This window comes from Streptomyces sp. ITFR-6 (assembly GCF_031844725.1).
Taxonomy (GTDB): domain Bacteria; phylum Actinomycetota; class Actinomycetes; order Streptomycetales; family Streptomycetaceae; genus Streptomyces.
Window position 1 is genome coordinate 6,341,062 of record NZ_CP134612.1, and the last position, 19,733, is coordinate 6,360,794.

Consider the following 19,733-nt stretch of genomic DNA (forward strand, 5'->3'; position numbering starts at 1 on the left):
TGGCACACGCTGGACCCGACCATAGGCAGACCGGATTTCTCAAGCATGACCCATTTGTTTCGCTGAAGTTAACCGGGCCGGGTGTGAGTAGCGCCTCGTGACCGTGCGGTGACCGGTTCCGGACGGGTTCCGGGCGGGTTCCGGGCAGGTTCCGGACCGGTTTCCGGGGGCGCAGGAACGCGGCCGCTCCACCCGCCCGGCAGCGGCCGGGGGCGGGCGCAGTACCGTGGTCGGGTGGACAATAGGCAAGCAATCGGATCGTGGCTCTCCGGGCCGCGTGCGGCCGCCGAGGACATGGGCGCCGACTTCGGGTACCGGGGCAAGCGGCTCGGGCTCCCCGAGCAGGGACCGGGGGCCGCCGCGCCGCTCGGCCGCCGCTTCGGCGCGATCTTCATCGACTGGGCGCTGTGCATGGTGATCGCATACGGGCTGTTCGCTCGCGGTGACCAGCAGGCGGCCGGCAACTGGGCGGTGGGGATCTTCCTCGTACTGAGCCTGCTCACCGTCGGCACCATCGGCTGCACGCCCGGCAAGCGCCTCATGGGCATCAGGGTCGTCGCGGAGGGTGGCGGACGGCTGGGGCTCGGGAGGGTGCTGGTGCGCACCGTGCTCCTGTGCCTGGTGATCCCGGCCCTGGTCTGGGACCGCGACGGCCGGGGGCTGCACGACCGGGTGGCCCGCGCCGTCCAGATCCGCGGCTGAGACCGGATACCGCGCGCAGGACGGACAGAGACGGATACGGAGAGGGCGGGTCCGAACCAGGAGTTCGTGACCCGCCCTCTCCGTATCCGGAGGCCTGCTCCGTACGTCAGCGCATCTTTCCGCCGCGCGGCATCCGCATGCCCTTCGGCATCGGGCCCTTCGGCAGCGGCATGTTGCTCATCAGGTCACCCATCGCGCGCAGCCGGTCGTTGGCGGCGGTCACCTGGGGGCCGGTCAGGACACGCGGCAGCTTCAGCATCTTGGTGCGCACCTTCTTGAGCGGCACCTGGCCCTCGCCGTTGCCGACGATGATGTCGTGCACCGGTACGTCGACGACGATGCGGGCCATCTTCTTCTTCTCGGCAGCGAGCAGGGACTTCACCCGGTTCGGGTTGCCCTCCGCCACCAGCACGATGCCCGCCTTGCCCACGGCACGGTGGACGACGTCCTGACTGCGGTTCATCGCGACCGCGGGCGTCGTGGACCAGCCGCGGCCCACGCGGTCCAGTACCGCCGCGGCGGCGCCCGGCTGCCCCTCCATCTGCCCGAAGGCGGCCCGCTCGGCACGCCGTCCGAATACGATCGCCATCGCGAGGAGGGCGAGCACGAAGCCCAGGATGCCCACGTAGATCGGGTGGTTGATCAAGAAACCGATCGCGAGGAGGACACCGAAGGTGACGATTCCCACACCCGCGACGACAAGACCGATCTTGGAGTCGGTCCGCCTGGTCATCTTGTAGGTCAGAGCGATCTGCTTGAGCCGCCCCGCGTTCTCGGCGCTGTCCGCGCCTTCAGTGGTTTTTGCCTTCCTCGCCATGCAATGAAGTTTACGTGGCCTAAGAACGGTGCTCGGCCACGGCCTCCAGTACGGACTCGGACTCGACCCGGTCCTTGGCCCGGCGGCGGTCCTCCAGGACGGCCGTCCAGGCGTTTCGGCGGGCGGTGCGCTGGCCGCTGCTCAGCAGCAGCGACTCGACGGCGCGGAGGGCGTTGGTGACGGACGGAATGGCTGTGGCGCGTACCGGCGCGGCCTGCATCGTGGAAGTCCCCTCGGAACGGATGCGCGGACTGAGCGGCGCTCAGTGGGCGGACTGTGTTGCGCGGACTGGATACGGAAGCGGCGTGGCCAGCGGCCGGGAAGCCACTGCGCTGCGTGCATCCAGGGTCACTGCTCGGTGTTACCAGCGCATGACCGGTCGGTCAAACACCAATGAAACCTTGATAGCGGCGCCGCGCACGTCGGCGCGGCCCATCCGCGCCTCCGACCTGCGAGGAGCGGACGGGCTGCGTCGAATCAGCTATTACTGCTCAGTAACTACTTGTGCCCGGTTTCACACGGGCGTCCGGCTACGCGGTCGGCGCGGCGGCGGCGTCGCGCCGCTCGACCGCCTGCTGGAAGAGCCGGCCCGCGCGGTACGAGGAACGGACCAGCGGCCCGGACATCACACCGGAGTAGCCGATCGCGTCGGCCTCTTCCTTGAGCTCCACGAACTCGTGCGGCTTCACCCAGCGCTCGACCGGGTGGTGGCGCGGGGTCGGCCGCAGGTACTGGGTGATCGTGATGAGCTCGCAACCCGCGTCGTGCAGGTCGCGGAGCGCCTGGCTCACTTCCTCGCGGGTCTCGCCCATGCCGAGGATCAGGTTGGACTTGGTCACCAGACCGGCCTCGCGGGCCCGGGTGATGACCTCCAGGGAACGCTCGTACCGGAAGCCGGGGCGGATCCGCTTGAAGATCCGCGGCACCGTCTCCACGTTGTGCCCCAGCACCTCGGGGCGCGAGGAGAAGACCTCCGCGAGCTGCGCGGGCTCGGCGTTGAAGTCGGGGATCAGCAGCTCCACCTTGGTGTAGCCGCCCTCCCGCTCCGCCGTCTGCGCGTGGATCTGGCGCACGGTCTCCGCGTACAGCCAGGCACCGCCGTCCTCCAGGTCGTCGCGGGCGACGCCGGTGATGGTGGCGTAGTTGAGGTCCATCGTGACGACGGACTCACCGACGCGGCGGGGCTCGTCCCGGTCCAGCGCCTGCGGCTTGCCCGTGTCGATCTGGCAGAAGTCACAGCGCCGGGTGCACTGGTCGCCGCCGATGAGGAACGTGGCCTCGCGGTCCTCCCAGCACTCGAAGATGTTGGGGCAGCCCGCCTCCTGGCACACCGTGTGCAGACCCTCGCTCTTCACGAGCTTCTGCAGCTGGTTGTACTCGGGGCCCATCTTCGCCCGGGTTTTGATCCACTCGGGCTTCCGCTCGATGGGGGTCTGGCTGTTCCGGACCTCAAGGCGCAGCATCTTGCGCCCGTCGGGTGCGACAGCGGACACTCCGGCACTCCCCTTTGCTTTCACTGCATTGGATTCTTCGGCGAACACCAGGGTACGCCCGTGGTTCATGCGGCTTTACGTCTGGACCAACCGGTGGCCGGCAGGGCCTATTCCCGGTGCGGTGTTCCGAGCGTCACGCCGTGGCCACGGCATCGGCCGGGCGCTCGATGACGCGCGGAGCGAGTTCGGCGTTCTCCAGGACGTCCCGCAGGTGCTTCTCGACGACCGGGAGCACGTCCGTGATGGTGAGATCGCGGCCCAGCTCGTACGCCAGTGAGGTGACGCCCGCGTCCCGGATGCCGCAGGGCACGATCCGGTCGAACCAGGTGTTGTCCGGGTTCACGTTGAGGGAGAAGCCGTGCATCGTCACGCCCTTGGCGACCCGGATGCCGATCGCGGCCAGCTTGCGGTCCTCGCGGCGCTGTCCGGCGTTGGACGGGGCGTACTCGGGGCCGTTCAGCCGGGCGTCGAACTCCTCGTCCTGGAGCCTGGGGTCGAAGTCCAGGGAGAGGCCGCCGATCGCCGGACGCTCCTCGACCGGGTCCCCGAGCACCCATACGCCGCTGCGGCCCTCGACCCGGCTGGTCTCCACCCCGAAATCGGTCGCCGTACGGATCAGCGCGTCCTCCAGGCGGCGGACGTGCGCGACGACGTCCACCGGGCGCGGCAGCTTCTGGATGGGGTAGCCGACCAGCTGGCCCGGCCCGTGCCAGGTGATCTTGCCGCCCCGGTCCACGTCGATGACCGGCGTGCCGTCCAGGGGGCGCTCGCTGTCGAGCGTGCGCCGGCCCGCCGTGTAGACGGGCGGGTGCTCCAGCAGCAGACAGGTGTCGGGGACGGTGTCCTCGAACCGCGCCGCGTGCACCTCGCGCTGCTTCTGCCAGGCCTCCCGGTAGTCGACGGATTCCTCGCCGAATCCCAGACGGACGAACCGAAGCTCAGTCACGGCAGCAGCCTTTCTCCTTGCGGTGCCGGAAGTGGGGAAGTCTCCCCGCGCCACGTCACCATGCACCGAATCGCGCCACCCGCAACTGTACGACCGGCGTTCGGGTGCCGGCCGGGCAGGTGGTTCCCGTCAGCTTCTCCGCAATCCTCACACGATCGGATGAAAGTGAAGCGAAGGGGGCCGAGGTCGCCCCGGAGGCCGCTAAATTCGCGCCGTTCCATAAGGGCTGCCCGCCCGGCCCCGAAGGCAGGAGACCGTACAGCTGATGTCGGATCGACCTCCGCAGCGCACGCCCAACCGCCGACTCGCCTCGCTGATCACCGAAGCCGGGTTCTCCAACGCCGGCCTCGCCCGCCGGGTGGACCAGCTCGGCCTCGAACACGGCCTGGACCTGCGGTACGACAAGACCTCCGTGACCCGCTGGCTGCGCGGACAGCAGCCGCGCGGGACCACCCCGGCGCTGATCGCGGAGGTCTTCACCCGGCGGCTGGGACGCAGACTCTCCGCCCAGGACCTGGGCCTCGACGCCTGCGCCCCCGTCTACGCGGGCCTGGAGTTCGCCGCCACCCCCGCGGAGGCGGTCGACATCGTCAGCGGGCTGTGGCGGAAGGACTCCGGCAGCCATACGGAGCTGCGGAAGATCGCCTTCACCCCGGCAGGACTGGTCGTCCCCAGCCGGGACTGGCTGATCGGCCGGGCGGACGAGTGGGTGGCGCGCGGCATCGAGCCCGGAGCGGTCGTGGGGGCGGCCGGCGGACCGGTGAGGAACGGTGGCGCTCCCGGCACCCAGCCACCCGGCGGCCCACGCGGGACGTCCGGACCGTCCGGACCGAACGGTGGCTACGGCGCCGGAGCGAACGGGCACCCCGGCGGCGGTCTCGGCGTGGTGCCGGAGCAGGGCGGGGCCCCCGGTCCCGGCTCCCGGAGGCCCGTCCCGGTCCGCCCGCCCGGCTCACCCCTGGCCCACGGGCTTCCGGGAGCCCTCGTTCCGCCGGGGACGCCCGGGACGCCGCACGCCCCGGCTGTCCCGGGCGTTCCGGGCGTTCCGGGCGTCCCCGGCGTGCCCCGGCAGCGGCAGACGGAGCGGGGCTCCGGCCAGAAGGTCAGCAGCGGAGACGTCGCCGCCCTCAGGTCGGTCGCCGAGCTCTTCCGCACCCTCGACAACGCCTACGGCGGCGGCCATGCCCGCCAGGCCCTGGTGCGGTACCTGGAGCACGAGACGGAGCCGATGCTGCGCGGCACGTACGACGAGGCCACCGGGCGTCGGCTGTTCGCCGCCGCGGCCGATCTGACCCGCCTCGCGGGCTGGACCTCGTACGACATCGCCGCGCACGGGCTCGCCCAGCGGTACTTCGTGCAGTCCTTACGGCTGGCCCAGGCCGCAGGGGACCGGGCCTACGGCAGCTACGTACTGATCACCATGAGCAGGCAGGCCGTCTACCTCGGGCACGGCAGGGAAGCGGTGCAGCTGGCGCGGGTGGCCCAGCAGGGCATCGGCTCGGCGGCGCCGAACGCGGTACTGGCACTGCTGCACGCGGTCGAGGCGCGCGGGCACGGCGTCCTCGGGGAGGCCAAGGCCTGCCTGGCCTCCCTGGCGCGGGCCGAACGCGCGCTGGAGGTATCGCGTCCGGGAGACGAAGTGCCGCACTGGGCGCGCTACTTCGACGAGGCCCAGCTCGCGGACGAGTTCGGGCACTGCCACCGGGACCTCCAGCAGTACCGGGCCGCCGCGCAGCACGCGGAGCGCTCGCTGCAGCTGCGGGCCCCCGCGTACGCCAGAAGCAGGCTGTTCTGCCGGGTGGTGCTGGCCTCCGCGCGGCTCGGGCTCGGGGAGCTCGACCAGGCCTGCCGACTGGGCGCGGAGGCCGCCCAGCAGTCGGCCGAGATGCGCTCGGTGCGCGCCACCGAGTACGTACGCGACTTCGAGCGCCGCCTCGAACCGTTCCGGGACGCCGCCCCGGTACGCGGGTACCGGGAGCGGGTCGCCGCACTCGGCTGACACCCCCTAGGCCGCCTCCGGGAACGCGGTGGTGCTGGTGCGGCCGGGCCGTACGTCCAGGTCGGTGAGGATCGCCTCGGCCGCGCGGCGGGCCGAGGACAGCGCCCCTTGGACCGTGCTCGTGTCGCGGTGGTCGCCGCACACGTACAGCCCGGCGAGCAGCCGGACCGGGCGGTGGAGGTCGTGCGGCGCCGCCATGGCGGGCACCGCCTCCGGGTCGTGGTGGGCGGCCAGCAGCTCCCAGTCGCCGGTCGGCGTGCCGTGCAGCACGGCGAGATGGGCCAGGACCGCGCGGTCCAGGTCGGGCGGCGGGGTGCCGAGCACCGTCGAGCTGACCAGCGTCCGGCCGTCCGGGGCGCGGGCCGGGTCGACCTCGCTCATCACCGCGGTGTGTGCGACGGGGCCCGAGCGGTCGGCGTCCAGCACCAGGGAAGCGCCGGTCCGCGGGGGAGCGGGGGCGGTGTGGTGAAGCACCGTCACCGGGTGGAAGGACGGCACCCGTAGACCGGGCAGCAGTTCGGCGGCGGCGCCCGCGCCGGTGGCCAGCAGCAGTGAGCGGCAGCCCAGTTCGCCGTGCTCCTTGGTGCGCACCGAGGTGATGTCGGCCGCTGTGACATGGACGCCCGTCCGTACCGTGCCGGGCGGCAGCGCCGCCGCCAGCAGCTCGGGCAGCGTGCCGGAGCCCCCCGACGGCACGCAGAGCCTGCCGCTCGCATAGCTGCGCAGGGCCAGATCGGCGCACCGGCTGGACGTGGTGAGCCCGGGGTCGCTGAGCAGCGCGGTGAGCAGCGGGCGCACGAAGCCGTTGAGCGTACGAGGGGAGAGGCCGCGGCCGGGCAGGGCTTCCAGCGCGGTCCGTTCGGGCCGGGCCAGCACCCGCGCCCGGGGGGTCGCGGCCAGCCGGGACAGCGCCGCGCCGAGCCTGGCCTGGTCTATCGCGCCGCCCATGGCTCCGGTGATGGTCCCGCCGAGCGGCGCCCTGGAGGCGCTCGCGAGGGCGCGCGCCGCCTTGAGCGCGCCGCGTGCGTTGCGCGCGCCCCGGGCGCTCCGTATCTCACCGGTGCGGTGGTGGCGGCCCTCGCTGTGGACGAGCACGCCGGGGGCGAAGTTCCGCAGGACGAGTTCGCCGAGCCCCGGTGCCGCGTACAGCTCGGGATAGGAGGTGTTGAGGAGCGGGCCGAGGAGGTCGAGCCGGAACCCGTCCACCTCCTCCGTCATCATCCGGCCGCCGACCCGGGGGCCGGCCTCCAGGACGCTGACGCTCACTCCCGCGCTGGTCAGCTGGTGAGCCGCTGCCAGGCCGGCGATCCCGGCCCCGATGATGACGACGTCCGCGTGGTGTGCCGTGCTGAGCACGTGCCCTCCCCGAGTCGGCGCGATTGGTGGGAGGGTTGTGCCCTCAACAGGCCACCGGAATGCGCGAGTTCGACATGAGGCTAGGAGTGCGGCCGGATATCGGCGCAGTCGCGCGCACCGGGGCACCGGTGCACGGGGTCGCACATCCGTCTGAATTCGTCTACGGGTGGGGTTCCTGGCGTCGCTGGGGCTTCCGGGGTCCGGGGCATCCGGCAGCCGGGGGTGGCGGCGGGCCCGCCGCCACGGTCCGGAACGGGCCGGATCAGCGCAGTGCCGCGCGGATGGCGGCGTCGATCCCCGGGAAGGCGAACGAGAACCCGGTGTCCAGCAGCCTTCCCGGCAGCACCCGCTGACTGCCCAGTACGTCCCCGGCGAATTCGCCCAGGGCGATCCGCAGCGCGGGCGCGGGCGCGGTGAAGAGGGTGGGGCGGCGCAGCACCCGGCCCATGGCCGCCGTCACCTCGCCGTTGGTGACGGGGTCGGGGCCGGTCAGGTTCACCGCGCCGGACAGCGCGGGGGTGTCGAGGATGTGCCGCAGGGCCGCGATGTGGTCGTGCAGCGCGATGAAGCTCCAGTACTGCCGCCCGTCGCCCAGCCGCCCGCCGAGCCCCGCGCGGAAGAGCGGGAAGAGCCGGCCCCAGGCCCCGCCCTCCCGGGCGACGACCAGCCCGGTGCGGGCGTGCACGGTCCGCACCCCCGCCTCCTGCGCGGCGGCCGTGGCCTCTTCCCACTCCACGCACACCGACGGCAGGAAGCCGTCGCCGGGCGGTGCGCTCTCGTCGACCGCCCGGTCACCGGTGTCGCCGTAGAAACCGATCGCGGAACCGGCCAGGAGCACCTTCGGCGGGGTGTCGAGCGAGGCGACGGCCTCCGCGATGGCGGCGGTGCCCAGCACCCGGCTGTCCCGGATCTCATGCTTGTACGCCTCGGTCCAGCGGTGGTCGCCCACCCCCGCACCGGCGAGGTGGACGACGGCGTCGCAGCCCACCAGTCCGGCCACGTCGACGTAGCTCCGCTTCGGGTCCCACTCCACCTCGTCGCCGGACCGGGCCGGGTGCCGGACCAGCCGGACCACCTCGTGCCCGTCGGTGCGCAGGGAGCGGACCAGGGCCGCTCCGATGAGTCCGGTCGATCCGGTGACGGCGATACGGGAGTGCGGCATGGGGCCATCCTGCCGTACCGGGCGGGCAGAAGGGGCGTGGCACAGTTGCGCGCATGTCCGAGATTCATACGCACCCGGCCCACTCCGTCCGTCCCTCGGTCCTCTCCGACGAAGCCGCGCTCGGTGAACTGGACCGCGCCACCTGGTCGACGCTGCACGCCGTGTCGCCCCGGCCGCAGCCCCCGTACGCCCCGTTCTTCGACGACGCCCACCGGCCGCCGGACTTCCTGGTGGCCGAGGTACGGGACGAGACGGGCGGGACACGGCTGGCCGGGTACACCAGGCTCGTCCCGCCGACCCCGCTGGCCTGCAACACGCACGTACGCCAGATACAGGGCCTGGCCGTGGCCGACTGGGCGCGCGGCCGGGGGATCGCCAGGGCGCTGCTGCGGGCGGCGATGGCGGCGGCGCGCGACCAGGGCGCGAACCGGCTGACCCTGCGGGTGCTCGGGCACAACGCGCCCGCGCGGGCGCTGTACGCCTCGGAGGGGTTCGCCGTCGAGGGGGTGCTGCCCGGTGAGTTCTTCCTGGCCGGCCGCTATGTCGACGACGTGCTGATGGGGCGCTCGCTCGCGCCCTGAGCGGTTCCTGCGCCCGGTGGGGCTCAGCCGCCGCCGAACCGCTCCTGGAGCGACGGGAAGCGCTCGGCCAGGGCCGCGCCGTCCTCGATGCTGAACGGGATGCCCTCCGGCTCTGCGGGCTGGGGCGGCAGCCCGAGGTCCGGCGTGACCACCCCGGTGAGCTGTTCGTACGCCTCGTCGGCGGCGTATCCCAGCTCCTCCGCGTCCCCGTCCAGCTCCTCGTCGAAGTCGTCGAGGAGCTCCGCGAGGCTGTCCGGATCGTGTACGGCGCCCTCGAAGGCCTCCCGGCCCTGGCCGATCAGCCAGCAGCGGAAGTAGTCGAAGGCGTCGTCGCTCGCCCCGCCGAGCAGCAGGGCGGCGGCGCCCCACAGCTCCCAGCGGTAGGCGCGGTTGTAGCGGGCCTCGAAGTGCCTGGCGAAGTCCAGCACGGAATCGGGATCGAGCTGCACCAGCCGTTCGACCAGCAGATCGGCGTGGTCCTCGGGGTCGCCGTCGGCGGCCTCGCGGGTGCTGTCGATGAGCTCCCAGAATTCCGTCTCGTCCATCACGGGTCCAGCATCTGCCCTGGCGGCGGGCGATGCACGCGGAGACACCGAAATGAAGCCTTACGGTCTCCGCCGCGGGGGTGATCGTCACCGGGGCCGCCGGTAGAGCGAGTGCAGCCGTTCGGCCGCGTCGGTGAAGCGGGTCCGCAGCCCGTCCGGTTCCAGGACCTCCAACTCCGGTCCCAGGGAGAGCAGCTGGCCGTACGCGACATCCAGGGACTCGACCGGCAGAGTGACCGTGACCCAGCCGTCGGGCCCCGGCGGCCCGGCCGCGTCCAGGGCGTCGTGGGCGGCGGCCCGGTCCACGGTGTGCGGCAGCCGGGCGGCCGCGGTCTCCGAGAGGCGCAGCGTCACCTCGGTGCGCAGGAGCGACCGGGCGAACTGTGCCGCGCGCTCGTCCCAGAACCCCGGCAGGTGGAAGCCCTCGTCCCGGACGAACCGGGTGTCGGACACGGTGACGGCCGTGAACCGGTCGATCCGGTAGACCCGGAAGTCGTCCGCGGCACGGGCGCAGAGGTACCAGACCCCGGCCTTGAGTACGAGTCCGTACGGCGACAGCTCCCGCTCCACCTCGGTGTCCCCGCCGGGCCGCCGGTAGCGCGCCAGCACCTTCCGGTCGTCCCGGACCGCCTCCGCGACGGCGGGCAGCAGCGCGGGGGTGACCGGTTCCCGGTACCAGCCGGGCGCGTCCAGGTGGAAGCGGCGGCTGACCCCGGTCGAGGCGTCCCGCAGGGAGGGCAGCAGGGCCGCAGAGACCTTCAGCCGGGCGGCGTCCCCGGCGTCCGCCAGCCCCATCTCGCGCAGCGCGGAGGGCAGCCCGGAGAGGAAGAGCGCCTCGGCCTCGTCACGGGCGAGCCCGGTGAGCCCGGTGCGGTACCCGCCGACGAGCCGGTACCCGCCCGAGCGCCCCCGCTCCGCGTAGACCGGGATCCCCGCCTCGGAGAGCGCCTGGGCGTCCCGGGTGACGGTCCGCTCCGACACCTCCAGCTCCTGGGCCAGCTCGGCGGCGGTCATGGCGGGGCGGTTCTGCAGGAGCAGCACCATTCTGATGAGCCGGGCAGCACGCATGCGGCCATTGTGGCCGCGGTGAGGCGACGTGTGCCCGGGGGCTCAGCCTCTGCCGGACGGGCCGGACGGGCCGGACGGGCCGGAGGAAACGGAGGACGGGGAGCGGGGTGGGCCCGCGCCCCGTCCTCCGGGCCGTCAGAGCCCGTACCGCTCGCGCGCGTCCTTGACCGCGGACGCCGGCACCTCGCCGCGACGCGCCAGCTGGGCCAGGGCCGCGACGGTGACCGACTGCGCGTCCACGCCGAAGTGGCGGCGGGCCGCATCGCGGGTGTCGGAGAGGCCGAAGCCGTCCGTACCGAGCGAGGACCAGTCCTGCTCCACCCACTGGCTGATCGAGTCCGGCACCGCGCGCATCCAGTCGCTGACCGCGAGGACCGGACCCGGTGCGCCCTCCAGCGCCTGGGTCACGTACGGCGTCCGCTGCTCACCGCGGAGCAGCGCCTCGTCGCACTCCAGTGCGTCGCGGCGCAGCTCGCCCCACGAGGTGGCGGACCAGACGTCGGCCGTGACACCCCAGTCGGAGGCCAGCAGCTCCTGCGCCTCCAGGGCCCAGTGGATCGCCGTACCGGACGCCATCAGCTGGAGGCGCGGCGCGTCCGCCTTCGCGGGCGTGCCCTCCTTGAACCGGTAGAGGCCCTTGACGATGCCCTCCTCGACGCCTTCCGGCATCGCGGGCTGCGGCTTCGGCTCGTTGTAGACCGTCAGGTAGTAGAAGACGTTCTCGGCGTCGGGGCCGTACATCCTGCGCAGACCGTCCTGGACGATCACCGCGATCTCGTACGCGAACGCCGGGTCGTAGTTGAGCGACGCCGGGTTCGTGGACGCGATCAGGTGCGAGTGGCCGTCCGCGTGCTGGAGGCCCTCACCGGTCAGGGTCGTACGGCCGGCGGTGGCGCCGACCACGAAGCCGCGGCCGAGCTGGTCGCCGAGCTGCCAGAACTGGTCGCCCGTGCGCTGCCAGCCGAACATCGAGTAGAAGATGTAGAACGGGATCATCGGCTCGCCGTGCGTCGCGTACGACGTGGCGGCGGCGATGAAGTCGGCCATGGCGCCGGCCTCGGTGATGCCCTCGTTGAGGACCTGGCCGTCCTTGGCTTCCTTGTAGTACATCAGCTGGTCGCGGTCGACCGGGTCGTACGTCTGGCCCAGCGGCGAGTAGATGCCGGCCGACGGGAACAGCGCCTCCATGCCGAAGGTGCGGGCCTCGTCGGGGACGATCGGAACCCAGCGCTTGCCGGTCTCCTTGTCCCGCATCAGGTCCTTGGCGAGGCGGACGAAGGCCATCGTGGTGGCCAGCTCCTGCTTGCCGGAGCCCTTCTTCAGCGCGGCGAACGCGCGCTCCTCGGGCGCGGGCAGCGCCACCTGGTGCACCCGGCGGGCCGGGGCGGGGCCGCCGAGGGCGGCACGGCGCTCCTGGAGGTAGCGGACCTCGGGGGAGTCGGCGCCCGGGTGGCCGTACGGCACCAGGCCCTCGTCCAGCTTCGAGTCCGGGATCGGCAGCTCCAGCAGATCGCGCATGGCGCGGAACTGCTTGCCGTCGAGCTTCTTCATCTGGTGGTTGGCGTTGCGCGACTCGAAGCCGGGGCCGAGCGTGTAGCCCTTCACCGTCTGCGCCAGGATCACCGTAGGAGCACCCTTGTGCTCCAGCGCCGCCTTGTACGCCGCGTACACCTTGCGGGCCTCGTGGCCGCCGCGCGAGGTGTGGAAGCACTCCGCGATCTTCGCGTCCGTGAGCAGCTTCGCCAGCTCGGCGAGCGCGGGCTCGGCGCCGAAGAAGTGCTCGCGGATGTAGGCCACGTCACGGGTGGCGTACGTCTGGAACTGCGCGTCCGGGACCTCCCGGAGCCGGCGCACCAGCGCACCCGTGGTGTCGAGCTGGAACAGCTCGTCCCAGGCGTTGCCCCAGAGCGTCTTGACGACGTTCCAGCCGGCGCCGCGGAACGCGCCCTCCAGCTCCTGGACCACGCGGAAGTTGGCGCGGACCGGGCCGTCGAGGCGCTGCAGGTTGCAGTTGATGACGAAAGTCAGGTTGTCGAGCTGCTCACGGGCCGCGAGGGCGAGGGCTGCGGTCGACTCGGGCTCGTCCATCTCGCCGTCGCCCAGGAAGGCCCAGACGTGCGAGTTCGACGTGTCCTTGATGCTGCGGTTGGTCAGGTAGCGGTTGAAGCGCGCCTGGTAGACCGCCGAGAGCGGGCCGAGGCCCATCGAGACGGTGGGGAACTCCCACAGCCAGGGCAGCCGGCGCGGGTGCGGGTAGGACGGCAGACCGTCGCCGCCCGCCTCCTGGCGGAAGTTGTCGAGCTGCTGCTCGCTGAGCCGGCCGTCCAGGAAGGCGCGGGCGTAGATGCCGGGGGAGGCGTGGCCCTGGATGTAGAGCTGGTCGCCGGAGCCGTCCCCCTCCTTGCCGCGGAAGAAGTGGTTGAAGCCGGTCTCGTACAGCCAGGCGGCGGAGGCGAAGGTGGCGATGTGGCCGCCGACGCCGAACCGGGAGCCTCGGGTGACCATCGCGGCCGCGTTCCAGCGGTTCCACGCGGTGATCTTCGACTCCATCTCCAGGTCGCCGTCGAACGCGGGCTCGGCGGCGGTCGGGATGGAGTTGACGTAATCGGTCTCCAGCAGTTTGGGCAGCGCGAGACCGGCGCCCTCGGCATGCTGGAGCGAGCGGCGCATCAGGTATGCGGCGCGGTGCGGGCCTGCGGCCTTGGTGACGGCGTCCAGGGAGGCCGCCCATTCGGCGGTCTCCTCGGGGTCGCGGTCCGGGAGCTGGTCCAGCTCGCTCGGAAGCTTTCCTACGGGGTCGGTCATGATCGCCGCCTTCCGGTGAGGAGGGGGGTGGAGAAAGGTCCCTGACTGGCAGGACAGGGCGATGGGGCCGGTGGGCCCGCGGATGAACTGTAAGTCTCCGATCGATGATCGATCAAAGGATGAAAGGCAAAACTTCTCGATATGGAGAAAGTGGCATGGCGTGCCGCAGAACAGGGCACGCAGTGACGGGATATAGCGCCCAAAAGGGGCGCTCAACTGCACAGGCGAGCGCCACTCGCGTCACATGCGCACCATGGTCGGCGCCCGTCCCGCTCAGGTGCCCGCCCGTGCAGCCCACCCGCCCCTCCCGCTCAGGCGCGCGGGGCGCAGCCGAGCACGTGTGCCTTGACCATTACGCCGATGTCCGGGTCCTTGCGCAGGAACGCCTCGATGAGCGCCTCGTGCTCCTCCGCGTACGACTTCTGCACCGTGCCGAGCCAGCGGATCGAGAGCGCGGTGAACACCTCGATGCCCAGCCCCTCCCAGGTGTGCAGCAGCACGGCGTTGCCGGCCGCCCGGACCAGCTCGCGGTGGAAGCCGACCGTGTGGCGCACCTGGGCCTCCCCGTCGGCCAGCCGGTCGGCCTCGTACAGCGCGGTGACGTGCGGGGCGAGCCGTGAGCAGTTCTCGCCCAGCCCGGGGGCCGCAAGCTCCGCCGCGATCTGTTCCAGGCCGGCCCGGACCGGGTAGCTCTCCTCCAGATCGGCCGCGGTGAGGTTGCGGACCCGGACGCCCTTGTTGGGTGCCGACTCGATCAGCCGGAGCGTCTCCAGCTCCCGCAGCGCCTCGCGCACGGGGGTCTGGCTGACCTCCAGTTCGGTGGCGATGCGCCGCTCCACGATCCGCTCGCCCGGCTTCCAGCGCCCGCTGACGATCCCGTCCACGATGTGCTCGCGGATCTGTTCGCGCAGCGAGTGGACGACGGGCGGGGTCATGTGGGGCTCCTTCGGGCAAACCGGTGCTGCCTGCACCCAACTCGGCTGCCGGAGCGACCGGTGGTGTCTAGACAATACGGCGGCGCCCCCGCCCGGGAGTGTTCCGGACGGGGGCGCCGCTGGTGAGGCTGGTTACAGCCGCGGTGCTCAGAGGCCGAGCTCGACCTCGAACTCACCGGCCTCCAGGATCGCCTTGACCGAGGTCAGGTAGCGGGCGGCGTCGGCGCCGTCCACCAGACGGTGGTCGTAGGAGAGCGCGAGGTACGTCATGTCGCGGACACCGATGACGGTGCCCTCCTCGGTCTCGATGACGGCCGGGCGCTTGACGGTGGCGCCGATGCCCAGGATGGCTGCCTGGTTCGGCGGCACGATGACGGTGTCGAACAGCGCACCGCGCGAACCGGTGTTGCTGATGGTGAAGGTGGCACCGGACATGTCGTCCGGCGTCAGGCCGCCACCGCGGGCCTTGCCGGCCAGCTCGGCGGTCTTCTTCGAGATACCGGCGATGTTGAGGTCGCCCGCACCCTTGATGACCGGGGTCATCAGACCCTTCTCGGCGTCCACGGCGATGCCGATGTTCTCCGAGTCGAAGTACGTGATCGTGCCTTCGTCCTCGTTGATCCGGGCGTTGACGACCGGGTGGGCCTTCAGCGCCTGGGCGGCGGCCTTGACGTAGAACGGCATCGGGGAGAGCTTGACGCCCTCACGGGCCGCGAAGGCGTCCTTCGCCTTGTTGCGCAGCTTCATCAGCTTGGTGACGTCGACCTCGACGACCGTCGTCAGCTGAGCCTGCGAGTGCAGCGCCTTCATCATGTTCTCGCCGATGACCTTGCGCATGCGGGTCATCTTGACCGTCTGACCGCGCAGCGGGGAGGCCTCCAGCTTCGGCGCCTTGGAGGCGGCCGGAGCGGCGGCGGGTGCCGGGGCAGCGGCGGCGGCCTTGGCGGCCTCCGCGGCGGCGACGACGTCCTGCTTGCGGATACGGCCACCGACGCCGGTGCCCTTGACCTCGCCCAGGTCGACGCCGTTCTCGGCGGCGAGCTTGCGGACCAGCGGCGTGACGTACGCGCCGTCGTCACCGGAGGTCGCGGCCGGAGCAGCGGCCGGAGCCGCCGGGGTGACCGGAGCCGGAGCGGCGGCCGGTGCCGCGGGAGCGGCCGGAGCCGGAGCCGGAGCAGCGGGCGCCGGGGCGGCCGGAGCCGGAGCGGCGGGAGCTGCCGGGGCCGGAGCCGGAGCGGCGGCCGGGGCCGGAGCGGCGGCCGGGGCCGGGGCAGCGGCAGCCGGAGCAGCGGCCGGAGCGGCGCCGGGGGCACCGATGACGGCCAGCTTGGCACCGACCTCCGCGGTCTCGTCCTCGGCGACGACGATCTCCAGCAGCACACCGGAGACCGGGGCCGGGATCTCGGTGTCGACCTTGTCCGTGGAGACCTCAAGGAGGGGCTCGTCCTCCGTGACCTCCTCGCCGACCTCCTTCAGCCAGCGGGTGACGGTGCCCTCGGTGACGCTCTCACCGAGGGCCGGAAGGGTGACGTCGGTGCCGGAGGCACCACCGGCGGGGGCGGCGGCGGGAGCCTCGGCCGCGGGGGCCGGAGCCTCTGCGGGGGCCTCGGCGGCCGGTGCCGGGGCCGGGGCCGGGGCGGCCTCGGGCTCGGGCTCGGCGGCCGGCGCACCGGTGCCGTCGTCGATGAGGGCCAGCTCGGCGCCGACCTCGACGGTCTCGTCCTCGGCGACCTTGATGGAGGCCAGGATGCCGGAGGCGGGAGCCGGGATCTCGGTGTCGACCTTGTCGGTCGATACCTCAAGCAACGGCTCGTCGGCCTCGACGCGCTCGCCCTCGGCCTTCAGCCAACGGGTGACAGTGCCCTCGGTGACGCTCTCGCCGAGCGCCGGAAGGGTTACGGAAACCGACATGGTTTCAGTTGCTCCTTACGAATGTGCGGAAGTAGGTCGGTCGTCGCGCCCGTCGACTGGTCAGTCGTGGGAGTGCAGAGGCTTTCCGGCCAGGGCCAGGTGGGCTTCGCCCATCGCCTCGTTCTGCGTGGGGTGGGCGTGGATGAGCTGCGCGACCTCGGCCGGCAGCGCCTCCCAGTTGTAGATCAGCTGGGCTTCGCCGACCTGCTCGCCCATACGGTCACCGACCATGTGGACGCCGACCACGGCACCGTCCTTGACCTGGACGAGCTTGATCTCGCCCGCGGTCTTGAGGATCTTGCTCTTGCCGTTGCCCGCGAGGCTGTACTTGAGGGCGACGACCTTGTCCGCTCCGTAGAGCTCCTTGGCCTTGGCCTCGGTGATACCGACGGAGGCGACCTCGGGGTGGCAGTACGTCACCTTCGGGACACCGTCGTAGTCGATCGGAACGGTCTTCAGACCGGCCAGCCGCTCCGCGACGAGGATGCCCTCGGCGAAGCCGACGTGCGCGAGCTGGAGGGTCGGGACCAGGTCGCCCACGGCCGAGACGGTCTCCACGTTCGTCCGCATGTACTCGTCGACGAGGACGTAGCCGCGGTCCATCGCGACACCGGCCTCCTCGTACCCGAGGCCCTGCGAGACGGGGCCGCGGCCGATGGCGACCAGCAGCACCTCCGCGTCGAAGGTCTTGCCGTCGGCGAGGGTCACCCGGACGCCGTCCTGGGTGTACTCGACACCCTGGAAGAACGTACCGAGGTTGAACTTGATGCCGCGCTTGCGGAACGCGCGCTCAAGAAGCTTCGAGCTGTTCTCGTCCTCGACCGGGACCAGGTGCTTCAGGCCCTCGACGATGGTGACGTCGGTGCCGAAGGACTTCCACGCCGAGGCGAACTCGACGCCGATGACGCCGCCGCCCAGCACGATCGCGGACTTCGGGACCCGGTCCAGCTTCAGCGCGTGGTCCGAGGAGATGACGCGGTTGCCGTCGATCTCCAGGCCCGGCAGCGACTTCGGCACGGAGCCGGTCGCCAGGAGCACGTGGCGGCCCTGGACGCGCTGGCCGTTCACATCCACCGAGGTGGGGGAGGAGAGCCGTCCCTCACCCTCGATGTAGTGCACCTTGCGGGAGGCGATGAGACCCTGCAGACCCTTGTACAGGCCCGAGATCACGTCGTCCTTGTACTTGTGGACGGCCTCCATGTCGATGCCCTCGAAGGTGGCCTTGACACCGAACTGGTCGGCCTCGCGCGCCTGGTCCGCGATCTCACCGGCGTGCAGCAGGGCCTTCGTGGGGATACAGCCGTTGTGCAGGCAGGTGCCGCCGACCTTGCCCTTCTCGATCAGAGCGACGTCCAGGCCCAGCTGCGCTCCGCGCAGGGCCGCGGCGTAACCGCCACTGCCACCGCCGAGGATCACTAGGTCGAAAACGGTGCTGGCGTCGTTCGCCACGTCACGTCCTCCATGCATGTGCGCCGTACGCCGGGCCCCGTCATCGGGGTGTGACCGGCCGGTCGGCTGGTGTGCGGCCGCTTTTGTCATTCGGCCCTGTGGTGGGGGCCCTGTCCTGCCGAGAACCCATCTTCGCACTTGTTGACGGTGGGCGGGACGCGGGGCCCTGGTCCGGGACGGACGATCGTCCGTCTCAGCGGGTTACCGCTGCGTAGGGAGGGCTGATTTCGTCGAGAGCGAAACCCGCCCGGACCCGGCAGCGGTGCCGTGGGTGCAACACGGACGGCCCCGGACGTATGCCCGGGGCCGTCCATCAGCTACGTGCTCAGCCGAGGTCTCCGGCCGCCGTGCGCTCCGCCAGCTTCACCAGGGTGCGGACCGCGGATCCGGTGCCGCCCTTCGGCGTGTAGCCGTACGGGGCGCCCTCGTGGAAGGCGGGACCGGCGATGTCCAGGTGCGCCCAGGCGATGCCCTCGCCCACGAACTCCTTCAGGAACAGGCCGGCCACCAGACCGCCGCCCATCCGCTCGCCCATGTTGGCGATGTCGGCGGTCGGGGAGTCCATGCCCTTGCGCAGGTCTGCGGGGAGCGGCATCGGCCAGGAGGCCTCACCGACCTCCTCGGCGATCTCGTGGATCGAGGTGCGGAAGGCGTCGTCGTTGGCCATGATGCCGAACGTGCGGTTGCCCAGGGCCAGCACCATCGCGCCGGTCAGGGTCGCCACGTCGACGATCGCGTCCGGCTTCTCCTCGGAGGCGCGGGTCAGCGCGTCGGCCAGGACCAGACGGCCCTCGGCGTCCGTGTTGAGCACCTCGACGGTCTTGCCGCTGTACATGTTGAGCACGTCACCGGGGCGGGTGGCGTTGCCCGACGGCATGTTCTCCGCCAGCGCCAGCCAGCCGGTGACGTTGACGCGCAGGCCCAGGCGGGCGGCCGCGACGACGGAGGCGAACACGGCGGCGGCACCGGCCATGTCGCACTTCATCGTCTCGTTGTGGCCGGCCGGCTTCAGCGAGATGCCGCCCGAGTCGTAGGTGATGCCCTTGCCCACCAGGGCCAGGGTCTTCTCCGCCTTCGGGTGCGTGTAGGCGAGCTTCACCAGGCGCGGGCCGCGGGAGGCGCCCTGGCCGACACCGAGGATGCCGCCGTAGCCGCCCTTGACGAGCGCCTTCTCGTCGAGCACCTGCACCTTGACGCCGTGCTCCTTGCCGGCGGCGGTGGCCACGGCGGCGAAGGACTCGGGGTACAGGTCGTTCGGCGGGGTGTTGATCAGGTCGCGGGCGCGGTTGATCTCCTCGACCAGCGCGACGGCACGCTCCGCGGCGGCCTTGAACGCCTTGTCGCGGGGCTTGGCGCCGAGCACGGCCACCTCGGCGAGCGGCAGCTTGGCGCCACTGGAGGCCTTGGGGGCGAGCTTGTTCTCGCCGCGCTGGTAGGCGGTGAAGGCGTACGCGCCCAGCAGGGCGCCCTCCGCGATGGCCTCGGCGTCCTCGACGGTGCCGATGGGCAGCGCGAAGCCGGCCTTCTTCGAGCCGGTGAGCGAGCGGGCGGCGGAGCCCGCGGCCCGGCGCAGGGCCTCGGCGTCGTAGGCGCCGTCCTTGGCCGGGACCGGGCCGAGTCCGGCCGCGATGACGACCGGGGCCTTCAGGCCGTCGGGCGCGGGGAGCTTGGTCAGTTCGCCCTCGGCACCACTGGCGCCCAGGGTCTCCAGGACGGCGGCGAGCTTTCCGCCGAACGCCTTGTCGACGGCCTCGGCGCCCGGTGCGAGGACCAGGTCCTTGTCGCCCTTGGCGACACCGACGACGAGTGCGTCGGCGCGCAGTGTCGCCGCACCGGAGGTGCTGAGAGTGAGAGCAGTCACGGTGGTGAAATCTCGCTTCCGTAGAGTTCTGTGCCGGTCGAGGGGGTGGGCCGACCGTGCCCGGCGCATCGTAGACGCCGCCGCAATGTGCCGGGAATGAGCC

At 71.9% G+C, this 19,733-nt stretch carries 16 protein-coding genes; 3 read left to right on the forward strand and 13 right to left on the reverse strand.

The genetic code is table 11. From position 1 onward, the window contains the following. Positions 1–234: 234 nt before the first annotated feature. On the forward strand, positions 235–702 hold the full coding sequence (locus tag RLT59_RS28850) for an RDD family protein (protein ID WP_311306099.1): 468 nt from the start codon (positions 235–237) through the stop codon (positions 700–702). Between the two features lie 106 nt (positions 703–808). Here the strand turns inward: RLT59_RS28850 and RLT59_RS28855 are convergent, their stop codons facing one another. The 4 genes from RLT59_RS28855 to lipB all read right to left on the reverse strand — a co-directional run bounded on the left by RLT59_RS28855 (position 809) and on the right by lipB (position 3,958). Then, positions 809–1,519: a DUF4191 domain-containing protein gene (locus RLT59_RS28855; RefSeq protein WP_311306100.1), complete on the reverse strand. Its 711-nt coding sequence runs from the start codon at positions 1,517–1,519 to the stop codon at positions 809–811. Positions 1,520–1,538: 19 nt separating this feature from the next. After that, positions 1,539–1,739, reverse strand: a complete 201-nt coding sequence (locus RLT59_RS28860; RefSeq protein WP_311306101.1) for an SCO2195 family GlnR-regulated protein — start codon at positions 1,737–1,739, stop codon at positions 1,539–1,541. 310 nt (positions 1,740–2,049) lie between these two features. Further along, positions 2,050–3,012 (reverse strand): lipoyl synthase, encoded by a 963-nt coding sequence (gene lipA, locus RLT59_RS28865; RefSeq protein WP_311306102.1) that lies wholly within the window; start codon positions 3,010–3,012, stop codon positions 2,050–2,052. A gap of 133 nt (positions 3,013–3,145) precedes the next feature. Beyond that, the gene (lipB, locus tag RLT59_RS28870; protein ID WP_311306103.1) at positions 3,146–3,958 is read right to left on the reverse strand and encodes a lipoyl(octanoyl) transferase LipB; all 813 of its coding nucleotides are present in this window, start codon (positions 3,956–3,958) and stop codon (positions 3,146–3,148) included. Between the two features lie 265 nt (positions 3,959–4,223). Here lipB and RLT59_RS28875 point away from each other — a divergent pair, with 265 nt between their 5' ends. Next, entirely contained in the window at positions 4,224–5,957 is a 1,734-nt protein-coding gene (locus tag RLT59_RS28875; RefSeq protein WP_311306104.1) for an NsdA family TPR-like regulatory protein, read from the forward strand. A 6-nt stretch (positions 5,958–5,963) separates the two neighbouring features. Here RLT59_RS28875 and RLT59_RS28880 read toward each other — a convergent pair whose 3' ends face one another. Then, positions 5,964–7,313 carry an FAD-dependent oxidoreductase gene (locus tag RLT59_RS28880; RefSeq protein ID WP_311306105.1) on the reverse strand — a complete coding sequence of 450 codons (1,350 nt, stop codon included), beginning with the start codon at positions 7,311–7,313 and terminating at the stop codon, positions 5,964–5,966. Between the two features lie 262 nt (positions 7,314–7,575). Further along, entirely contained in the window at positions 7,576–8,475 is a 900-nt protein-coding gene (locus RLT59_RS28885; protein ID WP_311306106.1) for a TIGR01777 family oxidoreductase, read from the reverse strand. A 53-nt stretch (positions 8,476–8,528) separates the two neighbouring features. Between RLT59_RS28885 and RLT59_RS28890 the strand changes: the two genes are divergently transcribed. Next, the gene (locus RLT59_RS28890; RefSeq protein ID WP_311306107.1) at positions 8,529–9,056 is read left to right on the forward strand and encodes a GNAT family N-acetyltransferase; all 528 of its coding nucleotides are present in this window, start codon (positions 8,529–8,531) and stop codon (positions 9,054–9,056) included. 23 nt (positions 9,057–9,079) lie between these two features. Here the strand turns inward: RLT59_RS28890 and RLT59_RS28895 are convergent, their stop codons facing one another. The 7 genes from RLT59_RS28895 to RLT59_RS28925 form a co-directional block, all read right to left on the reverse strand. Further along, positions 9,080–9,601 (reverse strand): DUF4240 domain-containing protein, encoded by a 522-nt coding sequence (locus tag RLT59_RS28895; protein ID WP_311306108.1) that lies wholly within the window; start codon positions 9,599–9,601, stop codon positions 9,080–9,082. A gap of 87 nt (positions 9,602–9,688) precedes the next feature. Continuing rightward, entirely contained in the window at positions 9,689–10,669 is a 981-nt protein-coding gene (locus RLT59_RS28900; RefSeq protein ID WP_311306109.1) for a helix-turn-helix transcriptional regulator, read from the reverse strand. Positions 10,670–10,804: 135 nt separating this feature from the next. Beyond that, positions 10,805–13,474 (reverse strand): pyruvate dehydrogenase (acetyl-transferring), homodimeric type, encoded by a 2,670-nt coding sequence (gene aceE, locus RLT59_RS28905; protein ID WP_311306110.1) that lies wholly within the window; start codon positions 13,472–13,474, stop codon positions 10,805–10,807. A gap of 311 nt (positions 13,475–13,785) precedes the next feature. Continuing rightward, positions 13,786–14,409, reverse strand: coding sequence for a GntR family transcriptional regulator (locus RLT59_RS28910; protein ID WP_311306111.1), 624 nt, complete (start codon positions 14,407–14,409; stop codon positions 13,786–13,788). A gap of 147 nt (positions 14,410–14,556) precedes the next feature. Further along, the gene (gene sucB / locus RLT59_RS28915) at positions 14,557–16,320 is read right to left on the reverse strand and encodes a 2-oxoglutarate dehydrogenase, E2 component, dihydrolipoamide succinyltransferase (RefSeq protein ID WP_311306112.1); all 1,764 of its coding nucleotides are present in this window, start codon (positions 16,318–16,320) and stop codon (positions 14,557–14,559) included. A gap of 60 nt (positions 16,321–16,380) precedes the next feature. Next, a complete protein-coding gene (gene lpdA / locus RLT59_RS28920) occupies positions 16,381–17,769 on the reverse strand; it encodes a dihydrolipoyl dehydrogenase (protein WP_311306113.1) in 1,389 nt (462 codons plus the stop codon). Positions 17,770–18,094: 325 nt separating this feature from the next. Next, the gene (locus RLT59_RS28925; RefSeq protein ID WP_311306114.1) at positions 18,095–19,630 is read right to left on the reverse strand and encodes a leucyl aminopeptidase; all 1,536 of its coding nucleotides are present in this window, start codon (positions 19,628–19,630) and stop codon (positions 18,095–18,097) included. Positions 19,631–19,733 lie beyond the last annotated feature (103 nt).